This window comes from Lysinibacillus sp. GJ-1, assembly GCF_021166035.1.
In the GTDB taxonomy this organism is placed as follows: Bacteria; Bacillota; Bacilli; order Bacillales_A; family Planococcaceae; genus Lysinibacillus; species Lysinibacillus sphaericus.
Map to the genome: position 1 here is coordinate 3,110,641 of NZ_CP088912.1, position 20,739 is coordinate 3,131,379.

Annotated in this window: 19 protein-coding genes and 1 other annotated feature; of the genes, 2 read left to right on the forward strand and 17 right to left on the reverse strand. The window is 36.6% G+C overall.

Annotation, left to right across the window (positions count from 1 at the left end; all coding sequences use genetic code 11):
- Nucleotides 1-320: 320 nt before the first annotated feature.
- The 14 genes from LO754_RS15415 to ccpN form a co-directional block, all read right to left on the reverse strand.
- Complete coding sequence (locus tag LO754_RS15415) at nucleotides 321-569, reverse strand: DUF2164 domain-containing protein (protein WP_231784733.1); 249 nt, start codon at nucleotides 567-569, stop codon at nucleotides 321-323.
- 147 nt (nucleotides 570-716) lie between these two features.
- Nucleotides 717-1,343, reverse strand: coding sequence for an ATP-binding cassette domain-containing protein (locus LO754_RS15420; protein WP_231784734.1), 627 nt, complete (start codon nucleotides 1,341-1,343; stop codon nucleotides 717-719).
- A 22-nt stretch (nucleotides 1,344-1,365) separates the two neighbouring features.
- On the reverse strand, nucleotides 1,366-3,378 hold the full coding sequence (locus LO754_RS15425; RefSeq protein WP_231784735.1) for a hypothetical protein: 2,013 nt from the start codon (nucleotides 3,376-3,378) through the stop codon (nucleotides 1,366-1,368).
- 89 nt (nucleotides 3,379-3,467) lie between these two features.
- Nucleotides 3,468-3,890, reverse strand: a complete 423-nt coding sequence (locus tag LO754_RS15430; protein ID WP_231784736.1) for a lactococcin 972 family bacteriocin — start codon at nucleotides 3,888-3,890, stop codon at nucleotides 3,468-3,470.
- 81 nt (nucleotides 3,891-3,971) lie between these two features.
- Complete coding sequence (locus LO754_RS15435) at nucleotides 3,972-4,163, reverse strand: hypothetical protein (RefSeq protein ID WP_231784737.1); 192 nt, start codon at nucleotides 4,161-4,163, stop codon at nucleotides 3,972-3,974.
- A gap of 250 nt (nucleotides 4,164-4,413) precedes the next feature.
- Nucleotides 4,414-4,638, reverse strand: a complete 225-nt coding sequence (locus LO754_RS15440; RefSeq protein WP_024363014.1) for a hypothetical protein — start codon at nucleotides 4,636-4,638, stop codon at nucleotides 4,414-4,416.
- A gap of 14 nt (nucleotides 4,639-4,652) precedes the next feature.
- Nucleotides 4,653-5,774 (reverse strand): Nif3-like dinuclear metal center hexameric protein, encoded by a 1,122-nt coding sequence (locus LO754_RS15445; protein ID WP_231784738.1) that lies wholly within the window; start codon nucleotides 5,772-5,774, stop codon nucleotides 4,653-4,655.
- A gap of 1 nt (nucleotide 5,775) precedes the next feature.
- Nucleotides 5,776-6,468, reverse strand: coding sequence for a tRNA (adenine(22)-N(1))-methyltransferase (locus LO754_RS15450; protein WP_231784739.1), 693 nt, complete (start codon nucleotides 6,466-6,468; stop codon nucleotides 5,776-5,778).
- A gap of 158 nt (nucleotides 6,469-6,626) precedes the next feature.
- Entirely contained in the window at nucleotides 6,627-6,977 is a 351-nt protein-coding gene (gene cccA / locus LO754_RS15455) for a cytochrome c550 (RefSeq protein WP_024363017.1), read from the reverse strand.
- 489 nt (nucleotides 6,978-7,466) lie between these two features.
- On the reverse strand, nucleotides 7,467-8,030 hold the full coding sequence (locus tag LO754_RS15460; protein ID WP_231784740.1) for a hypothetical protein: 564 nt from the start codon (nucleotides 8,028-8,030) through the stop codon (nucleotides 7,467-7,469).
- A 285-nt stretch (nucleotides 8,031-8,315) separates the two neighbouring features.
- Nucleotides 8,316-9,443 (reverse strand): RNA polymerase sigma factor RpoD, encoded by a 1,128-nt coding sequence (gene rpoD, locus LO754_RS15465; RefSeq protein ID WP_024363019.1) that lies wholly within the window; start codon nucleotides 9,441-9,443, stop codon nucleotides 8,316-8,318.
- A 32-nt stretch (nucleotides 9,444-9,475) separates the two neighbouring features.
- Nucleotides 9,476-11,308, reverse strand: coding sequence for a DNA primase (gene dnaG / locus LO754_RS15470; protein WP_231786338.1), 1,833 nt, complete (start codon nucleotides 11,306-11,308; stop codon nucleotides 9,476-9,478).
- A gap of 208 nt (nucleotides 11,309-11,516) precedes the next feature.
- The gene (locus tag LO754_RS15475) at nucleotides 11,517-12,329 is read right to left on the reverse strand and encodes a pyruvate, water dikinase regulatory protein (protein ID WP_024363021.1); all 813 of its coding nucleotides are present in this window, start codon (nucleotides 12,327-12,329) and stop codon (nucleotides 11,517-11,519) included.
- Between the two features lie 18 nt (nucleotides 12,330-12,347).
- Nucleotides 12,348-12,980 carry a transcriptional regulator CcpN gene (gene ccpN, locus LO754_RS15480; protein ID WP_231784741.1) on the reverse strand — a complete coding sequence of 211 codons (633 nt, stop codon included), beginning with the start codon at nucleotides 12,978-12,980 and terminating at the stop codon, nucleotides 12,348-12,350.
- A gap of 137 nt (nucleotides 12,981-13,117) precedes the next feature.
- Nucleotides 13,118-13,294 (forward strand) — a binding site (T-box leader).
- A gap of 166 nt (nucleotides 13,295-13,460) precedes the next feature.
- Between ccpN and LO754_RS15485 the strand changes: the two genes are divergently transcribed.
- Nucleotides 13,461-14,846, forward strand: a complete 1,386-nt coding sequence (locus LO754_RS15485; RefSeq protein ID WP_024363023.1) for a glycine--tRNA ligase — start codon at nucleotides 13,461-13,463, stop codon at nucleotides 14,844-14,846.
- 175 nt (nucleotides 14,847-15,021) lie between these two features.
- On the opposite strand, the gene LO754_RS15490 is transcribed toward LO754_RS15485, so the two are convergent.
- Together LO754_RS15490 and LO754_RS15495 are read right to left on the reverse strand one after the other, a co-directional pair.
- On the reverse strand, nucleotides 15,022-15,789 hold the full coding sequence (locus tag LO754_RS15490; protein ID WP_231786339.1) for a GNAT family N-acetyltransferase: 768 nt from the start codon (nucleotides 15,787-15,789) through the stop codon (nucleotides 15,022-15,024).
- A 109-nt stretch (nucleotides 15,790-15,898) separates the two neighbouring features.
- Entirely contained in the window at nucleotides 15,899-17,617 is a 1,719-nt protein-coding gene (locus LO754_RS15495; RefSeq protein ID WP_231784742.1) for an HD domain-containing phosphohydrolase, read from the reverse strand.
- A 734-nt stretch (nucleotides 17,618-18,351) separates the two neighbouring features.
- On the opposite strand from LO754_RS15495, the gene LO754_RS15500 reads away from it, so the two are divergent.
- Entirely contained in the window at nucleotides 18,352-19,779 is a 1,428-nt protein-coding gene (locus LO754_RS15500; RefSeq protein ID WP_231784743.1) for an S-layer homology domain-containing protein, read from the forward strand.
- 29 nt (nucleotides 19,780-19,808) lie between these two features.
- Here LO754_RS15500 and recO read toward each other — a convergent pair whose 3' ends face one another.
- Nucleotides 19,809-20,603 carry a DNA repair protein RecO gene (recO, locus tag LO754_RS15505; RefSeq protein ID WP_024363027.1) on the reverse strand — a complete coding sequence of 265 codons (795 nt, stop codon included), beginning with the start codon at nucleotides 20,601-20,603 and terminating at the stop codon, nucleotides 19,809-19,811.
- Nucleotides 20,604-20,739 lie beyond the last annotated feature (136 nt).

Here is a 20,739-nt window from a genome sequence, read left to right on the forward strand (position 1 = left end):
CCTCCTTAATAATAACGAAAGTGTATTAACAGCCTGTAAAACGCATTCTCTTAGCCATGGTGTGCAAGACAACAGCACTTTATTCAATAAAAATACGATAAAGCAGGCTTTAAATCTTGAATTCAAGATATATACTTTGTACAAATTTATCTTGGAGTTATATACTTTGGAGTCGATTATCTTTAATTCGAGATAAAATTACCATATCTTCCTTCTATTTGTCAATTATTTAATTGTATTTTTTTGTTTTTAAACCAATGTATACCAAATTGAAATACTAATAAGAGAAACAATTTGCTGCATTGTTTCTCTTTTACTTGTCATTTTATTTTTATCGGGCGTTCCAAAGCGATAAGTTCTTCGTCCAGCACTGATAATTGACTTTCCACTACATATTTTGCATCTGAAATGGCTGCATTATAAATATATGGAGCAATATTCTCTTTTACAAAATCAAATACCCTTTGTGCCTCAAAATCGGAAATATCCTCTTCACGTTGATTATAGAAAAAGCGTTGTATATCGGCGATGATTTGTTCTTGTTGCTCCTTAGTTAAACGAATAAACACATTTCGCCACCCCCTTCTGCATTGCGTTAAATCAAGTATAGACGAAGGTAGAAATTTGTATAGTGAATTTTTATTTTTATTACATTTAAATGTAGGTTGTCATGAAGCCCTGGAACACCAGAACAATATTCCACCGTTTCGCTTCTTTTACATAAATGGATTCAAATTAATACTTCGATCACAAACACTTACAAGCCTTTCATCATGCGTTGCAATAATCACACTAGCACCGTTTTCACTACACTTTCTTAGTAGATTAATAATGACTTCTCTGTTCATTTGATCAAGTGATGCTGTTGGTTCATCCGCATAGATAATTGAAGCCTTCTTATAAATTGCACGCGCTACGCCTAGTCGCTGTTTTTCTCCTCCTGATAACACAGCCGCCATTTCCTGACCTCTTCCCCCAAGTCCAACCGTATGTAGAACTTCCTCCACAATCTTTGCCTTTGCTTGTTGCTTATTTAATGTCACGTTATAACTAATGTTTTCATCCTCAATAATCCCATAATCTTGATAAATAAATGCCGCTTTATCTTTCCAAAAACTTGTTTTTTCTTTTTCCTTCCATTTACTAGCATTTTGATTTTCTATTAGGATGTCCCCGCTATTAACTGATTGGATAAGCCCTAAACAATTTAAAAGTGTTGTTTTGCCACTACCAGATGGACCGGTAATGGCAATCATTTCATTCGGGTTGATCTCTAAGGAAATATTAGAAAAAATCGTTTTTCCACTAATTTCAATGCCAATTTTTTGTGTTTTAATAATCATATCAATTACTCCTTTAGTACATTTAATTGTACCGATGACTCGTACGATAAAATGCTTGTTTTGCTGAATTTTTAAAGGAAATAGTACTACCTATCAGATAGAAACAGCCGACAATCAATGCAGATGGAAGTAAAACACTAAGTTGCACATAGTGTATAAAATAACCAATTACAGAACCGACAATTGTTGTTAGAATGATGATAAATAGTTGTCGCTTTAAAACCGGTCCAATAATCGATGTGTATGGGTAACCAAAGGTGTGCAAGGTGAAAATACGTTTACCATTCGTGCCAGCCCATAGTCTGCCATTCAATACAGCAGTCAACAGCATTGTTACGAAAATTAGCAGTCCCGCTACAATATAGTAAACGTATTGTTGTTTAAACCTTTGAGCCGTTTCCAAAGCAACGTCTGCTATCCCATTAATCGACGTGATAGAAGATTTCATAACGGAGTTAGCTAAAGCGGCTTGTAAATGATCTTCATCAAAAAAAACGATATTTCCGCTAGAAGCTAAAGATATTAAGAACCCTTTCGTTTTTACAATGTCTGTTAGATGACCATCTATCAGTATAACTAACGGATTTTCTGCTTGCACTGTTTCACCTGCTAAACCAACATTTGGTGGTAATGCAAGAAATTTCATTCCCTTATATTCGTAAAAAGTCAAACCTTGCGCTGGATAAACATCATTATGTTTCGTCCATAACGGAATTTGCCCTTCTAAAAACGATGCCAATTCATCTGGTAAATCTTTATCATTTTTTGCAATGAGTTTCCCGCCCTTGCCTTCTGTTTCCACACCTATTTCTAGCAAATCAATCCAAGCACGATCTGTTATAATAATATGATCATATCCTCCCATTTGATGTGACTCTAAAAAAATCGCTTTATTGATAACTAAAGAAAGACTTAAATTATTAGCTTCTTGCATTTTAGAAAAAAAAGCTTCTACCTCGGGAAGAGTCGACTCTTGTTCTAATGAATCCAAGTCAAACATTGATAGCCGAACGATATTGTGCATTTTGTCCCAAAGCGCATATTCTTTCGACAGTTGATTGGTTATTAGTAAAGAGGTGATGATGGTCGGTATAACAATTAGCGATAAAATCATAACAAGAACCTGACTTAGCTTTCCCATTACGAAAAACCGCTTCAACGGAATTTGTCTTTTGGCTATATGGGCAGCTTTTGGACTAGCAGTTAGCGAAAGCAATGCTGTGATGATGCCAACAACAATTAAGAATAGCATTAGACAAAGTAGTAGAGGATTCAATACGAATGGAATTTGTCGAATGTCCTTTACGACACCTACATAGCCTAATGAAATGAACAAACCTAACAAAAATCCGACAAAGATAAAAGATAATATAGTCGTTGTATCTTCCACATGAATTTTCCCTGCTTTAACACCACCTAATAATCGAATAGACCTTGCTTTTGCATGTTGAAATATCCAAGTAATAATGGTCGTTACTAATAACAGCAAGGAAGCGAGCAAAGCATTTCCTATACCATTTTGAAATAAATATGCATAAACGATTGTAAGTAGCGATGGTTCTTGAACAAATAAAATCCTAATTTGATGCTGTTGCGCCCAATGTTTCAGTGCTTCTTGAAAATCTTTTCCAGCGTTAAAAGCATAGGTGCCAGATAAAGAACGGGTGCCTATATCTGCAGTTGAAAGCAATTCACCTGTTAAAGCAGATTCGAACCACTTAATCGCATTGTGCTCTATAAGCAAACCATGAAATGCTGGTATAGCAGTCCCAAAATAGAGAATATCTTTTTTGTTGTCGTAGTTTTCTGGATCAACTGAAGTTTTGACTACAATTGCATTATATTGATCTGTTAGTCGGTTAAGATCCGAAACCAATTGATCTTTTGCAATAGTGGTTTCAGCAAGATTTAAATCAAATTGATTCGTAGTGCCTAATGGCAACCGCTGTTGGACAAGTGAGGTATATTGAAAAATAAGCAGAGACAGCATCATTACACAAATCAAAGATGTCAGTTGCACTGCTCTTTTAAGCATAACCACTCCTCCTAAATACTTAATTGAGAAGCTTGGAAAGCCTACTGCCAAAGACATTCCAAGCCTCTAAAGTATGGAATCTTTAGTAATTAATCGCATACTCGATAGTAATATCGATCAACGTGAGTAGGATACTGCACCGCCCAAAGTTCAGCAATGGATTTTTGTCCTGCTGCAGTATCAGCTGATCTTGATCGATTACCATTCAACTCTACTGTGCTTCCATGACAGCGATCCACTGTGTAGTAGGAACGAACTTTAACATCCCAAAATCCATACTCCCAAGTTCCACCTTCATGTGGATATTGCGTGATTGGTCCTGGTGCTAGCCATTTACGGGAAATGTCTCCGCGGTTGAATTGATCACTTTGTGTGGCAACCATTGATGTTGTAGCAATTAAAGGTTCCTGAATAGCTTTATGGGACACTGCCAAAACGCCAGATGGCAATAACAATAATGCCATCAACGCTAACACTACTATTTTCACCCTCACAGTTTTTTTGGCTAACATATGGCTCACCTCCTTTCATTTGACAAGGAAGAAATTATGGCTATTTTTTATTATGTAATGGATAGAAATTAATAGAACACTTTACTTTCTAAAAAATTTATCTCTCTCCAAATATGTGAATACTGAAAATCCTAAAATGCCAAGTATCGCAAAAATCTTTATCCAAATAGGCTTACTTTCATAATCCCTGATTAATGATAGTAACGAAATAAATATTAGCATTAGATAAATATATGGTGCTGGAATCTTTTTAATTTTATCGCCTCTTTTCATATAGAAATATACCTCCTATTTCTAGCATTTTGTTATCGTCAACACTGTTCCACATTCCTACAATTTACATTCTCAATGGATTCTCATTTAATTATTTTTTATATAGCATAAGATGATAGAAAAATCAATATATTTTAAATATTTATATAACAATAAAAAATAGTAGATTTATCTGTAAGTCCATAGCAAAAAAACGCAACCTTTAAAGGAACTTCCTTTAAAAGTTGCGTTCATTCATACGCGAATCATACTATTTTTTACATTCAAACGAATAATTTGTTGCTAGAAAGCTCTTTTCTTTTGACACGATGGCTTTGCCTCCATCGTTTTCACATTGCGCAGTCATGGCATCTATTTTTTTCTCATTCATCATATTTGTCATAAGTGTCATACCGCCACCAAACACAGCAATTAGTAAGCCGATAATAATCCATAACTTGCCTGCATTATTCCCAGCAGGTTTCCCATTTGCCACATGTATTCCCTCTCTTAAACAAATAAAAATGGTTCTGTATGAATAGTAGATTGGACAAATTCTACTCTATATTTTTTGGTCTCACACAATGTTGCCATTTTTTTCGCAACACCCGCAATCATTACTTTTTCAACATGATGACCTGGGTCTACAATTTGCAAACCAATTGCTTGTGCATCCTGTGCCGTATGGAAATACATATCGCCTGTTAAAAAGACATCGGCACCTGCACGCTTTGCCGTATAAATATACTTATTTCCATCTCCACCTACTAGTGCAATCTTTCTTACTGTTGACTGCAAATCGCCGACAACACGAACAGTTGGTACATCTAGTTGTTTCTTTACAAACTCTGCAAAATCTTGTAACAGCATTTCTTTTGGTAAATAGCCAACACGACCTAATCCCATACGATTCGTTTGTTGCTCCAAGCGAATGATATCATACGCAGGCTCCTCATATGGATGGGCATTTAACAGTGCCTTCAATACGCGGTTTTTAATGGACGCGGGCAAAACCACTTCCACTTTGTCTTCTTCCTCGACATGTAATTCTCCAATAGAACCAACATGCGGATTTGCCCCTTCAAGTGCACGGAAACGCCCTTCTCCACTCGATGTATAACTGCACGCTTCATAAGAACCTAAACGACCTGCTCCCGCTTTTGCTAATGCCTCACGCAGCACGTCTGCATCGGCAGTCGGTACAAAAACGCTTAGTTTTAAAACATCCTCAGCATAAGTTTCCTCTAAAATAGAGCGATTTTCGAGCAGCAATGCATCAGCTAATAAATCATTGACGCCACCTTCCGCTACATCTAAATTTGTATGTGCGGCATAGACCGCAATATCATGTTTAATAAGTTTTTCGTATAATTGTCCAGCGGGATTGTCCGTACGAATATTCGCTAGTCGACGGAAAATAGGCGGATGATGCGCTATAATCAGTTCACAGCCTTGGGCAATCGCTTCGTCTGCTACGGCGTCATTCACATCTAATGTCACTAATACTTTGTTTACAGGTTTATTTAACGTTCCAATGGCAAGTCCAATTGGATCATTCTCCATACATGCAAGATGCTTTGGTGACCATGATTCAAATAGTTGTATAATTTCCTGACCATTTACTGATTTCATGCTATAAAACTCCTTCCACTAAATCAAGTAGTGCTGTTAATTCCGCACGTTTTTCCTCAATTTCAAGAGTTGGCTCTGCCCCTTCAATGGACTGTAAAACACGTTGCCAATTTTCTTTTTCTCGTTGCCATTTTTTTAAAAAAGCTGGTGCTTTACGTAACAATAATTTAGGACCAAATAAGATTTCCGATGGAGATAACGTCATCGCTCCTCTTTGTAAGACAAGAATTTCGTAAATTTTTTCATCTTCTTCTAAAATATCTTCATCGAGAATGCCCCAATTATTTGTTAAAGCCCATTCCCGGATAACTTTTGCATGAATATTAGGTTGCAAAATCAGACGTGTAACACCTTGTAAGCTTTGTGGATGTTTCTCTAATATCGACACAATGAGTGGTCCACCCATGCCAGCTATTGTTACAGTATCTACATGATCAGTTGCCTCCACTGCAGCTAAGCCATCTGCCAGTCTAACAGTAATTTTCTCCGTTAACCCTTCTTTTTTTACTTGTCCTAGCGCCGATTCATATGGTCCTTTTACAACCTCGCCGGCTACTGCGCTCGCAGCAATCCCCTTATGAATTAAATAGCATGGTAAATATGCATGATCACTGCCAATATCTGCTACAACCGCACCAGTTGGAACAAATTTTGCCACTGTTTCTAAACGTTTTGATAATTTTTGTGCGTTCATTTTAAACCGCCTACCTTATAAATATAGAGTCCACTCTAGTATGTATGATGTTGAACAAAAAAACAAATGGAGTTGTCTCAGATTTTTGAGCAACTCCATCATAATAGAAGCTGTACTAAAAGCGTAAAGACACTTTTTAGTACAGCCATTTTTTAAAACTATTTTAGAGTAGAAATGTACTCAGCGATTGCTTTTGCTTCCGCTTCGTTTTTCATTCCTGGTGTCATAGGTGTGCCTTCGATACCGTTTGTTAACACGTCTACGATACGAGCTTCATCTAAACCGTGTAGGTTTGGACCAACACCACCAGTTAAGTCACCACCGTGACAACCGATACAAGTTTGTACTAATGCAGAACCATCATCATTAGCTTCTGTAGTTTCGCCACCGCCCTCTTGTTCAGCAGCAATTTCTTTCTTGTTATCTGCGCCTTGTAAAGACATGAAGAAAATAAGACCTATACCAAATGCCAGAATCAAGATGTAAGGAACGACTGGATTGTTTTTCATATGTTTCCCCTCCTCATAATAAGTCTACTTCTATTATAATATAGAATCAGTCAACATCTAATATTGTACTGCATTAAACAAGAAACGAAAAGCCCCATTCGCTAAGTTTTCCTTTGTTTGTAACAATTTCGACATTTCTGTATCAATTGGATAAATTATGTCTTGTTAAACCCAAAATATGGACTGATAATGTACCTTCTAATAACTCAACTCTTTCACTTCTCGCCAATATTTTGCCACCATATTGGCAATCATATACGTCCAATGAAAAATTTAATAGCTGTCGTATAAAACCTTTATGTCCTATTATGCTGTTGATTTATCCTAACAATTTCACAAATAGGTTATACTATTATTTTGATATATTATTATTCGATGTTTTTTCTATTTTTTCTTCTATTTATACTTTTTTAAAAAAGTCATACTACTATATTACAAAAATAAAATACACTGCTATGAATGAAAAGTTCGTCATAGCGGTGTATTTTTTTACATAAAATTATACAAATAATAACCAATAAGTGCTAATAACCCGAGACCACCAGATACTGTGAAATAAAGCAACTTCATTTTGATACCTGATACTAGCCATACCCCACAATTTGCAGCGATAATGACAAACAGCACAGTATTATTTCCACTAAAATATGTAGTATACATGCGAATAGATAAGCTAAATAACAAGATAGCAGCAATAATATGAAAGACAGGTGCTAATAAGTTATTTTTGGTCGCAACTTGAAAAGCCATTATGAATAATGTAATTGTAGCAATGGCTACAATACCTGTTAATAAAAGCAATAAAGAAGTGACTGTAAAATAAATATACAAGAGCAGTAGCATACCCAAGCATAATCCCACTATGAAGAACATCATTTTTCGTTTTTCTAAAGGCAATACTGCCTGTTTATGAGTTGCTTCCTCTAGCTCTTCCACATCATTTCCCTCTGCATAAAGAGTGGCTAGAAAGTCACAGTAGTGCTCTGGTAATAGCTTATTTTGCTTCCAAAACAATATCTCATTTAAAATAATTTTTTTCCGTGGATTTGTCATCGTATTTTCTCCAAACATTGCTTAATAATGGTTGTACTACAATTTTATCTCACAATTAAAGAAAGAACATCTGTAAAAAGTCGCAAAAAACGGAACTTATCATCCGTTCAAATTATGTATTTTTACATCTCTTATATCATTATGTTAAATTAACATGGTTTAATAGTGTTCAAACTGCTAAATGTCCCAAAGAAGGAAAGCTACTTTAAAAATAGCTTATAAAGAATAAACCCCGCTACAAAATTTAAGTGGCGGGGTTTGCATATATAAGTTTGAAGTTCTGTTTTACTCTAAGAAATCTTTTAAACGTTTACTGCGAGAAGGGTGGCGCAATTTACGAAGTGCTTTTGCCTCAATTTGACGAATACGTTCACGTGTTACACCAAATACTTTCCCTACTTCTTCTAACGTGCGTGTACGTCCATCATCTAAGCCAAAACGTAAACGTAGTACGTTTTCTTCACGGTCTGTTAATGTATCTAATACATCTTCTAGCTGTTCTTTTAACAATTCATAGGCTGCATGATCAGAAGGAGATTGAGCCTCTGAGTCTTCAATGAAGTCCCCTAAATGTGAATCGTCTTCTTCACCGATTGGCGTTTCAAGAGATACTGGTTCTTGCGCGATTTTTAAAATTTCACGTACTTTTTCAGGTGTTAAATCCATTTCCTCGCCAATTTCTTCTGGAGACGGTTCACGACCTAAGTCCTGTAATAATTGACGTTGCACACGAATTAATTTGTTAATTGTTTCTACCATGTGCACAGGGATACGTATTGTACGTGCTTGGTCCGCTATCGCACGTGTAATCGCTTGACGAATCCACCATGTTGCATAAGTGGAGAACTTAAAACCTTTACGATAGTCGAATTTTTCAACTGCCTTAATAAGTCCCATATTCCCCTCTTGAATTAAATCAAGGAATAACATTCCACGGCCCACATAGCGTTTGGCGATTGATACAACAAGACGTAAATTCGCTTCAGCTAAACGTTTACGCGCTTCTTCATCCCCTTGCTCAATACGTTCTGCCAGTGCAATTTCTTGCTCAGCAGAAAGTAAATCTACACGACCAATCTCTTTCAAATACATACGAACAGGATCATTAATTTTTACCCCTGGTGGTACGCTTAAATCATTTAAATCGAACGTTTCTTCGTTAGCTTCTTCTTTCATTAAGCTTTCTTCTTCAAATTCTTCTTTACCGATAATTTGAATGTCTTTATGTTTTTCAAGATCTTCAGCGAAATGAAAAACTTCTTCATTTTCCAACTCATAAGGCAGTAATTTCTCTGAAATTTCTTTCATTGAAATTTCACCTTCTGTTTTCGCCTTTTCTTGTAGTAATTTTTTTGCTTCATCTAATGTAATTTCTACTTCTACCTCTTTTGAACGTTCAGACTTGTCCGCCATAAACCTTCCTCCTTCTAAACAACCGAATCGGGTTAAATCGCCGATAACGATTTTCTTAAATGAATAATCTGTTGGGCGATTTCAAGTGCACGCGCATACTCGTGCATCTTCTCCGCTTCCTTTGACTCATGCATCTTTTGATGAATTTCCTGCTCAATTCTATATTTTTGAAGCTGTCGAATAGAATCTGTAACCTCTGACTCTGCTTGGTCTGGATCCCTTTCCACTAAAGCAGCTTCCATCACAATTTTGCGTAATTCAGCGTCATCTAATATCTCGACAAAGCGCTGATAATCTGGATGACCATATTCCTCATAAAATCCTACCAATCGAACAAAAACTGCCATATATGCATCTCGTACAAAAGGCTCTTTTTGCTCACTACGTAATACCCTGTCCACTACATCTATATTATGAAGCATATGAGCCAGTAATAAACGTTCGGCACGTTCTGCTGCGTCCATAGGCTTTTGTCGCTGCGTGACTGGCATCGAAGGTGTATGCGTTGGCATTTCCACTTTCGCAGTGCGTACCTGATTTGCCTCTAGTTTTCGGAATTGGGCATAAATCGCTTCTTCCGAAATCGTTGTTTCATTCGATAGCTGTCGGATATACAAATCTCGTTCAATCGGTGAGGAGCTACCCACTAATTGTTCGAGTACTTCTTGAATATATTGAAGCGTATCATTTTCAAACTGAAAATTCTTATTTCGTCTAGCATGCATCATCATAAAAGCAATATACGTATGTGGGTTTTCCAAAATCTGTTCCTTAAAAGCCTGTCCACCTAGACTTTGAATATACTCATCAGGATCTAGTTTATCTGGTATCACCGCAATATTCACTTTCATGCGCTCCGTTTGTAATAACTGTGCCGCTCGTTTCGCCGCATCAAATCCAGCATTATCACCGTCATAGCAAATCGTAACTTGCTCTACTAAGCGCTTTAGCTTTGTGATATGCTGATTCGTAAGCGAAGTACCCATTGTTGCTACGGCATTTGTTACACCAACTGAAGATGCAGCTAAAACATCCATAAAACCTTCCATCAACACTACTTGACGATTTTTTCTAATAGAGGTTCGTGCTTTGTCTAGGTTATATAGCACTTCACTCTTTTGAAAAATTGGTGATTCTGGACTATTTAAATATTTTGCCTCTTCACCTGTCGATGACAGAATTCGCCCTGAGAAGGCAATAATTTTACCGTTCTCATCACGAATTGGAAACATAATACGTCCCCGAAAACGATCAAAATAGCGTTCTTCTCCTTCACGTTTGATTACTAGACCACTATCTGCGATTTCTTGTAAGTTATAACCTTTTCTTTCAAGCAATATCGTTAATGCATCAAAGCTTGGGAGAGACCATCCAATGCTATTAGATTCGATAAGTTCCCTTGTAAATCCTCTTTCTAGCAAATAATTTAAAGGCTCTTCCCCATCTTCTGTGTTCAGCAATAAATGATGAAAAAAATCTGCCGCAAAAGCATGTGCTTCTTTCATCCTTTCTTCCGCTTTTGAAATCTTTGTCGTCGCTTGAGGCAAAGTTGGACCAACATCTAAATGTACACCCACACGTTCACCTAGTTTGACGACTGCATCTGGGAAAGAAATCCCTTCGATATCCATGACGAAAGTAATGGCATTACCGCCTGCACCGCAACCAAAACAATGAAAAATCTGTTTGTCGGTTGACACAGAAAAAGATGGCGTTTGTTCTCCATGAAAAGGACAGAGACCAAACCAATTGCGCCCGCGCTTTGTTAGCTGCATATATTCGCTAATAACATCGACAATATCCGATTGTGTACGAATCTGCTCAATCACTTCTTCTGGTATTTTCCCTGCCAAATTCATCACCATCTTTAATTTACGTTCTAGAACACAATTCGATATCCGTTTTAAAAATCCTTTATTTCTCGACAAAAAAATAGGATTTTTCTCTTTTTAAATATTTTTACCACAATTTTATTATTATAAAACAAAAATTAGTATTTATCTATACCAATTTCAAAACCCACTCAAAAAAACCGCCTCTACTACCCCGAGGTGGTTTACACAATTTGGTTTCTTATTTACAACTTGCTAGCTGTTCAATAATAATATTCGCTGTTTCCTCTACAGCTTTATTTGTTACATCAATCACTTTACAACCTATTTTCTCAACAACTTGTTCAAAATGTTGAATCTCCTCTAAAATACGGACATGCTGAGCATAGATGGCATCATCATTTAACCCTAACGTCATTAATCTTTCTTTTCGTATTGAATTTAATTTATCAGGAGAGATAACTAAACCAAAGCATTTCTTCGGATCGATTTTAAATAATTCTTCTGGTGGCGCGACCTCCGGGACTAATGGTACATTTGCCACCTTATAACGTTTATGTGCTAAATACTGTGAAAGAGGCGTTTTTGATGTACGTGAAACACCCACAAGTACAATATCAGCTTGCAATAAGCCTCGTGGATCTCTGCCATCATCGTATTTCACCGCAAATTCTATCGCCTCAATTTTTTTAAAATAGTCGTCATCAAGTTGATGCACAATGCCCGGTGTCTCTAATGGCATTTCTTCCATAAAGGTTGCCATCGATTTCAACGCTGGTCCTAAAATATCTACAGCATGTACTTTTTCTTTCTCACATAAATCATGTAGTAATGTACGCATGTCTTGTCGAACAAGTGTATAGACAACAAATGCCTTCTGTTTTGCAGCGAGGCACACAATTTTTCGAACAAGCTCCTCTGTTTGAATATGTGGAAAGCGCCGAATAATCGTATTTTCCAAGCCTGGTCGGAACTGGCTAATTACGGCTTTGGCTACTTGATCCCCAGTTTCGCCGACTGAATCAGATACAACAAAAACTCGTAGTCTTTTCATGCTGTTCCCCTTCAATTTTTAGACATTTTGCGCAAGCGACAGGAAAGCACGTGTAATGGTCGTTTTAGTAAGACGACCTACAATCGTCAATCCACCCTCTTGTGGTTCGATTACCGGTAATGAATCTACTTCTCGTTCTATTAGCTTATTAGCTGCAACAACTAACGAATCGGATCTTTCACAGTACGAGATATTTGGCATTCGTGTCATAATAATATGTACAGGAATTTTATTTAAATCCTGCGTGCCAATACTTGTACGCAGTAAATCTTTACGAGACAGAACACCTGTCAAAAATTCGTTTTTATCGACAACGAAAAGGGTCCCGACATCCTCTGAAAACATGAAGCAAATGGCATCATACACCGTCATTGTTTCAGGTACAACAACAGGTCCAGAGTGAAAATCTTTAACTTTTAAATTGTTAATGCTATCCGTTAATGTTACGGATGTTTTTTTACCAGAATAGAAATAACCAACTCTTGGTCTAGCATCTAAAAAGCCAGCCATTGTCAAAATGGCTAAATCTGGTCTTAAAGTCGCTCTTGTCAGATTGAGACGTTCTGCAATATGTTCCCCTGTTATCGAGCCGTTCTCTTTCACAATTTGTAAAATGTCTTCCTGACGTTTATTGAGTTCGATTGGACTCACCGCCTCAAATCTAATAGTGTTATACTTATGCTCAATTATTATATACTATTTTAATGGTTATTGCGAAGAAAAGAACTACATGCTACAATATTGACACAGACGCTTGCTCTCCATGTATTTTCGAGCAATCTTGCGTTATACAGGCGATGATAGGAAAAAAGTATCTGTTCATTTATTTAGCGAGTAGAAGATGGTGAAAGTCTACATAGCAACAGAGAAAGGCACTCCTTGAGCTAACTTTTTGAAAAGAGGTTTTAAACAAAGCGTTTAAAACAATCAGGGTGGAACCGCGGGTATTAGCACTCGTCCCTGGGCATTTTCGTGCCCGGAGACGGGTGCTATTTTTATTTTGGATATGGCGAATTCTTATTTTCAACAAATATGAGGGTAATCTATCATGATTGTTGTCTATCTATTCGTCCTATCAGACAGTTACGTTTCACTCAAATGCAAGGAAAAATTACGAAGGAGGCTATTATTATGGCTAACAAATCAATGGAAACAATTGTATCTTTAGCAAAGCATCGTGGCTTTGTCTTCCCGGGTTCTGAAATCTACGGAGGTTTAGCAAATACTTGGGATTATGGTCCACTGGGTGTGGAATTAAAAAACAATGTCAAAAAAGCTTGGTGGCAAAAATTTGTCCAAGAATCTGAACATAATGTTGGAATCGATGCGGCTATCCTGATGAATCCAAAAGCATGGGTTGCATCTGGTCACGTTGGCAACTTCAACGACCCAATGGTAGACTGTAAAGCTTGTAAAGCGCGTCACCGTGCAGATAAAATCATTGAAGATGCTGCGCTAGCAAAAGGTGATGAAATTATCGTTGATGGTATGACATTCGATCAAATGAAAGAAACAATGGTGAAATACGATGTTGTCTGCCCTGATTGCGGCAAAGCAGATTTCACTGATATTCGTCAGTTCAACTTAATGTTTAAAACATTCCAAGGTGTAACAGAATCTTCAACAAATGAAATTTACCTTCGTCCAGAAACAGCACAAGGAATTTTCGTTAACTTTAAAAACGTACAACGTTCTATGCGTAAACGTACACCATTTGGTATCGCACAAATCGGGAAGTCTTTCCGTAACGAAATTACGCCAGGGAACTTCACATTCCGTACTCGTGAATTTGAACAAATGGAGCTTGAATTTTTCTGCAAGCCTGGTGAAGATCTTGAGTGGCATGCCTATTGGAAAGAATTCTGTAAAAACTGGTTGTTAAACTTAGGTATGAAAGAAGATTCTATGCGTCTACGTGACCACGAGGAAGATGAATTATCGCATTACTCAAATGCAACAACTGATATCGAATTTAAATTCCCATTCGGCTGGGGCGAGCTTTGGGGTGTAGCTGATCGTACAGACTACGACTTAAAACAACATATGGAACATTCAGGCGAAGATTTCACTTATATTGATCCAGTAACAAACGAGCGTTATGTACCATATTGTATCGAACCATCTTTAGGTGCTGACCGTGTGACATTAGCATTTTTATGTGACGCCTATGATGAAGAAGAGCTTGAAGGTGATGACAAACGTACCGTATTACGTTTCCACCCTGCTTTAGCACCATTTAAAGCAGCTGTTCTTCCACTTTCTAAAAAATTATCTGATGAAGCTGCAGATGTATGGTCAGCGTTACGCAAATCATTCCCTGTTGATTTTGATGAGTCTCAATCAATCGGTAAACGCTACCGCCGTCAAGACGAAATCGGTACGCCATTCTGTATTACATTCGATTTCGATTCAAAAGAAGATGGTCAAGTAACTGTTCGTCATCGTGATTCAATGGAACAAGTACGTATGCCAATCGCTGATGTGAAAGCATATATCGAAAAGCATCTTCAATTTTAATTCAAACGATTAGTTAGGTTTTAAGCAAAGGAAGCGTGTTAGATTGATTACAGTCAATCTAACACGTTTTTGCTTCGGCGATGCTTTTTGTGGGCATACACGTAAGCTGTAACACTAGTGTATGTCTAGTTGTTTACAAGAGTCACTGCCCACTTCCGCTTTTAAAACTAGCGCTCTATTTACCATCAATTGGATGAAAGGCTTTTAAACGCTTTATCGCCGAATGCACAGTAAGTCGATGAAAGGCTAGTAATTTTCCTTTATAGATGACTCCATAGACACCATAAGGCGTAGGAGAAAGTCTGACTAATTCTTCTCTATTTTGCACATCAATGATTTCAGCATGAATGCCTAGTTTTTTTGCAGCCTCTACAACATTATCCGTTGCAATATCTACAAAGGGACATTGAGGGGTTCGGAATATTGTTAGCTCCTGATAAGATGCTAGCCGCTTATCCCAATCGTTCGGAAAATATGGATTTGGTGCATTTCTGAACTTATAAACAAGCAATTCAAATCCATTTGGTGCCTGCTCTACTTCTTTAAAGTTATGTTTCAAAAAAATTTGCTTACTCGGAACCCACGAACTATTTGCGTTTGTAATGACAATGACACCTGATTTCTGTTGTTTCTTTGCATCTTCTATACAACTATCAATCAATTTCGAGGCATAGCCCTTTCCAGTAATACTTACCCACAAACAATGAATCACAACATAGTTTTCGCCAAACACAACCCTTGAAGAATACTCAATCGGTGTATACTCAATAAAACCTGCCTGCTTATTATTGTCCATTATTTTTATATACTTTAATCCTTCATGAAATCTTTCATAAAGCCAGTTACTTTTATTTATATATCCTGTAGCATGTGGATTACTGCGTAGACAAAAGCATCCACTTTGAACAATATTTTGTTCATTCAATTCGATGATACTATCAATTGCCAATCGAACTCCCCCTTTAAATTGCAACAGCCTTATCTAATCCCTCTTGCAAGCTTACAAAAAAAACCAAATCAACTGTTGATTTGGTCGTCATAAATATCTTGCTTTATGCTTTTAACGATATAAATAATCGCTCTTGCATTTTTTCTTCAAATAGAAACTTTTTCATACTCATCCCTACTAAGTTTACTAACAGTTCCTCAATATCACTTAGAGAGTAATAGAGAAATGTCCCTTCGCGCATAGGACGCACTCGTCTGTCTATCGTCAATTCTTCCTCAATAAAATAGGCAACATTGACTCCACAATGCTCCATTAGTTGCGTAATGCGCTGGTCATCTCCCGGATTGATAAAGAATGGTACAATTTTGTCAATATACAAAATACTCTGAACAAGTTTGATGAAAAAATTTTCTCGAACAGCCGTTTCAACAACTAAAATAGTTGTTTGCTCATGCTGATAATCCATGTACAAAACATTTAATTGTTCTTCCAACAATTTATTTAATATGAGTATGGAATTTTTATATTTCTTCATATCGGTTTGTATTTCTCTCGTTAGTAGTCGAAGAATACGAAAAGCTGGGAGAAAAATTTTTAAAACAATTTCTTTCGGATGTAAATGGTCAATCAATTTATTGAAATGTACCCTTAAAGAATTTTCATCATTACGTATCAACTGCTCGATAAATAAATTAAAAATCTCCTCAAAACTATTGGCACGATAATCAATCATTTTAACAATTTTGACACTATAATTCAGTGGTAAGTTCATGGACGTTTGTTCATCTAGTAACTTTACTTTCGGCAATGTTGGGAACATATCATAGACAAGCTCTACTTGAGCACTACGATTATCTGATAGTAACACAACTGAGTTTACAGGATAGATGCCAAGACATTCTACAAATTTGTTCATAAACTTTTCATTATATAAATGCCGATCACGATATAGAACTGCTAAAGCATCCGTCGCACCATATCCAGAATGATATACACGCTTTGAGGTCATTGCAGAATAGACATCAATAATTTGTAATAACTGAACACCTTCACTCATATCATCTGCACACAGTTGGTTAGGGTACCCTTTTCCAGCAAAGCGTTCGTGGTGATCGCGCGCCAAATAGGCAATATCAGCTTCACCATTTTCTATAAGAAGCTCGTAGCCTTTCGTCGTATGTGTTTTGACTATATCAAATTCATCTTCGGACAGTTTTCTTTTTACACTTAAGATTTCTTGTGGAATAAAAACTTTGCCGATATCGTGAAATAAATAACCTCTGGCAAGCATCTCAATGTCCGTTAAGCCTAATTGTCTTGCAAAAATTGTTCCAAGAACAAAAACATCAAATGAATGGACAAATGAGTATTCATCCCACTCCTTTAAACGCATAAGCAAATCGTAGCGACTCTTTTCTGCTAAAATCCGTTCAAATATACCTCTGACATATGCCGTATCCTGCGTACTTTTTAATATTTGACCATAACGTAATTCATGTACAACATTTTCTAATGTTGACATAAATAGATTACTGACCGCTACTTGATATTCATCTATCTCGTCATTTTTCTCCAACAGTGGTGCAAAAATATCTTCGTACTCCATTGTACGTTGTATACTTAAATCATGAACAATTCTTACTGAATCTGTTGATAGATAAACTGACAATTCTTCTACTCTTCTAAGTTTAAGTAATGCAATAATTCTTTCAGTTAGCACTAAATCTTTTTTAGCTAATAGGCGATACTCGGAAAAAATATCTTCTGCTAAAATATCACCGGCTTCTACTTCATCAATACATAATATCACTTTTTTTAGCATTTTATCAGCCACACACGCATGGTTAGAGCATTATGTGACCTCCCTCCCTTTTCCATAGGACTGCATTAATCTAATAACGTACAATAGTACGTTTTGCTGATAGAGGCATGGTTTTAAAATAGTTTGAAATTACATTCCTAAACTTTAATTCGTATAATTATACAAGAATAATTAATATTACATTTCTTTGTATCTTTACAATATCATAGGTTAAAATGCCTTTTCAACTAGTATATGGGGCTTAAATGATTAGTTAATACTATGCATATATTATAAACCACCTAAAAATTAGTTATTTATTCTTATTTATTTTATTTATTTTTATCGATATTCAGGCAATGTTATATTTCATTTGACCTATTTAAAAATATAGATAAATGTATATTTATAAAAAATAACCATTTTTCTATTAATATAAAGAATGGCTTAAAAAACAAAAAATTTCTCACTAAATGTTATCTACTAATCTTTTTTTCCTAGTAGCATAAGCTCATTGCTATTTATATCTCATAATTCCCATTTTATAGTGGATAATATTCCCTCTATTCTCACCTTCAACAATTTGTTATAAATATATTATTATAGTTAATCTTTTGTGTTAAAGTACGTATTTTTAACAATACATAGTAATACCAACCATTCGCAATCAATCGTCCGGAAGTTTGAAACTGTACATAGGAAGGATCTTTACTAGAAAAAAGCAAGCTATAAAAATGGACATTGGAGGAAACAAATTGAATACACATCGTTTTTATCAACTGGTTATGGCAACAACTATCGCAACGAGCGCCATTGTCATAGCACCCCCAGCATATGCTGCTTCATCATTCCCCGATATAAATCCCTCAACAGAGGAAGGGAAAGCAATCATAAACTTAGCAGAGCGTGGAATTATATCCGGCTACCCAGATGGCACGTTCAAGCCCGCAAATTTTATTACCCGTACACAGGCTGCCAAAATTTTAGCAGGCATTTTACATCTTGATACTGTTCATGTAAAAAATCCTAACTTTAAGGACATTACTCCTGACAATGAAAACTACGGTGCCATCGCTGCACTAGCAGAAGCAGGGATCATCCGAGGCTCTAATGGTTATTTCAACCCAACGAAACAAATTACACGAGGTCAATTGTCGAAAATGATTGTCAAGGGCTTTGATTTAACAATTACTGATGATATCGATATTCCCTTTACAGATGTAGAAGCTGGCAGTGAATATGAGCCATATATTCAAACATTATTTTCTAATAACATTACAAAAGGCACGACACCGACTACCTTTGGCCCTCAAAGCTATGTAAAACGTTCTCAACTGGCTTCTTTTGTAGTAAGAGCAGAAAACACTCAACATAATGCTACGATTTCTGCAAGTCGTTTTAACCAAGATTATATTTTCGCTTCTTATGGTGGAATTGAACCCGCAGAGGATATTTTCACATGGGATGACGAAGAGATGTTGACAAATACCATTACGATTAAGCCTTTAAAAGAAGGTACTGGTAAATTAGTCATTTCTGGTTTTAGCGAAGAGACAGAAGAGTTCACAGATTTCTTTTTCTTAGTTCATGTAAAAACTGTAGACGGTAAGCTACAAACAACGCTTGAAGAAGTAAAGGAAGAAGACTATTTAGAACATCTACCGCTCAACTTAAATGAAACGGATTTAACGTTCGCACCTACAGAAGTAAGTATACAAACAGCCGATGGACAGGCTTTATCTTCGGATTCCTATGCACTAGAAACGAAAAATAATAATACAACACTATCGATTTTTAAAGATGGACAATACTTATTAACTTTCACAAATGGTACCCAACAACAAATAATGGCGGCTGATGTATATACGTATGATTTTGTACGTAGTATTGACCTTTACGAATTAACCGACGAACTAACATTTACAAGCGATTATTTATCATTTGAACCAGTACAAGTTGCATTAGAAGATTTAGATGATGGTTCTGATCCAACTTACAAAGTACCAGTCAAAGCAGTACTTAATGGAAACAAATTGATTGTAACACCGTTAGCAGAGGGCAATGCCATGATACATGTAACTGGAAAAAATGGAGAAACTGCATATTTAAATGTTGAATTTATGAAAATTGCAGGTAAATGGGCAACTTATTACGATTTATACGATGATATGGAAGAATACTAATTCATTATGTAAAAATGCCAGAGGGTACATTAATTGTCCTCTGGCATTTCTGTTTTATCTGTAGATGGTCTTAACTGTAATTCAGGCGTTCTTTCTAATTGCTCAATAAATTTTTTTGTTTTAAAGCGGATTCCAGTTTGTTCTTCATAAATCGTTGTAATAATTTTTTTTATGAAATATTTTGTTTCTTTTTTCAATTCCAGTTTACCAATCTGATCAATTGGAACGGTATAAAACATTCGGATTAACTTTAACTGTGTTGGTGTTAGGCGAATAATATATGGATCATGCTGATAACAGCGGTGGCATAAGAAACCTCCTTGTGCAAAAGAAAAGGCAAATTCCCCATCCACTGCACCACAAGAAGCACAAGCATGGAGTATCGGTTGCACACCCGTATAAGGGAGCATTTTCCACTCTACAAAAAGGGTAATAGCTTCCGGATCATAGCCATCTTCAATTGCTTGTAATGCTTGCAAGAGTACTTCAAATGCAAAAGGTTCTGCTTTTCCCTCTTCCACTACACGTTCCACTAGTTCCATAATATAGCTCGCATAGGCTGTCGCTATAATATCCTCACGTATATGACGCATTGAATTGAGATGCTCTCCCTGTTGCAAAGTGCCCATACCTGTATGATGCTGCACCATAAACATGCCATATGTAAAGGGCTGTGTCACAGCTGATAATCTGCTTGAAGGTTTTTTGGCCCCTCGCGCCATCGTTGCTACTTTACCAGCTTCTCGCGTTAGTAGCGTCACAATCTTATTGGATTCCCCGTACGCACGCACCTTTAGCACAATACCTTCCCATTTATAAAGCATCCATCCCCCTCCTTTTTTTCAAGTTTTCCATGAAAATAGAGCTCTCCAACATATTTGGACAGCTCCATTTTCCCTTCTTCTGAATCAAGCATTACTTCAACTAACACTTGTCCACTGCAATAACTCGATACGGTAG

Excerpts from the sequence above, each read along its gene's own strand:
- LO754_RS15420 (WP_231784734.1), bottom strand. The coding sequence starts at position 1,343 with ATGATTATTAAAACACAAAAAATTGGCATTGAAATTAGTGGAAAAACG.
- LO754_RS15425 (WP_231784735.1), bottom strand. The coding sequence starts at position 3,378 with ATGCTTAAAAGAGCAGTGCAACTGACATCTTTGATTTGTGTAATGATG.
- LO754_RS15430 (WP_231784736.1), bottom strand. The coding sequence starts at position 3,890 with ATGTTAGCCAAAAAAACTGTGAGGGTGAAAATAGTAGTGTTAGCGTTG.
- LO754_RS15435 (WP_231784737.1), bottom strand. The coding sequence starts at position 4,163 with ATGAAAAGAGGCGATAAAATTAAAAAGATTCCAGCACCATATATTTAT.
- LO754_RS15445 (WP_231784738.1), bottom strand. The coding sequence starts at position 5,774 with ATGAAATCAGTAAATGGTCAGGAAATTATACAACTATTTGAATCATGG.
- LO754_RS15450 (WP_231784739.1), bottom strand. The coding sequence starts at position 6,468 with ATGAACGCACAAAAATTATCAAAACGTTTAGAAACAGTGGCAAAATTT.
- cccA (WP_024363017.1), bottom strand. The coding sequence starts at position 6,977 with ATGAAAAACAATCCAGTCGTTCCTTACATCTTGATTCTGGCATTTGGT.
- LO754_RS15460 (WP_231784740.1), bottom strand. The coding sequence starts at position 8,030 with ATGACAAATCCACGGAAAAAAATTATTTTAAATGAGATATTGTTTTGG.
- rpoD (WP_024363019.1), bottom strand. The coding sequence starts at position 9,443 with ATGGCGGACAAGTCTGAACGTTCAAAAGAGGTAGAAGTAGAAATTACA.
- dnaG (WP_231786338.1), bottom strand. The coding sequence starts at position 11,308 with ATGGTGATGAATTTGGCAGGGAAAATACCAGAAGAAGTGATTGAGCAG.
- LO754_RS15475 (WP_024363021.1), bottom strand. The coding sequence starts at position 12,329 with ATGAAAAGACTACGAGTTTTTGTTGTATCTGATTCAGTCGGCGAAACT.
- LO754_RS15485 (WP_024363023.1), top strand. The coding sequence starts at position 13,461 with ATGGCTAACAAATCAATGGAAACAATTGTATCTTTAGCAAAGCATCGT.
- LO754_RS15495 (WP_231784742.1), bottom strand. The coding sequence starts at position 17,617 with ATGCTAAAAAAAGTGATATTATGTATTGATGAAGTAGAAGCCGGTGAT.
- recO (WP_024363027.1), bottom strand. The coding sequence starts at position 20,603 with ATGCTTTATAAATGGGAAGGTATTGTGCTAAAGGTGCGTGCGTACGGG.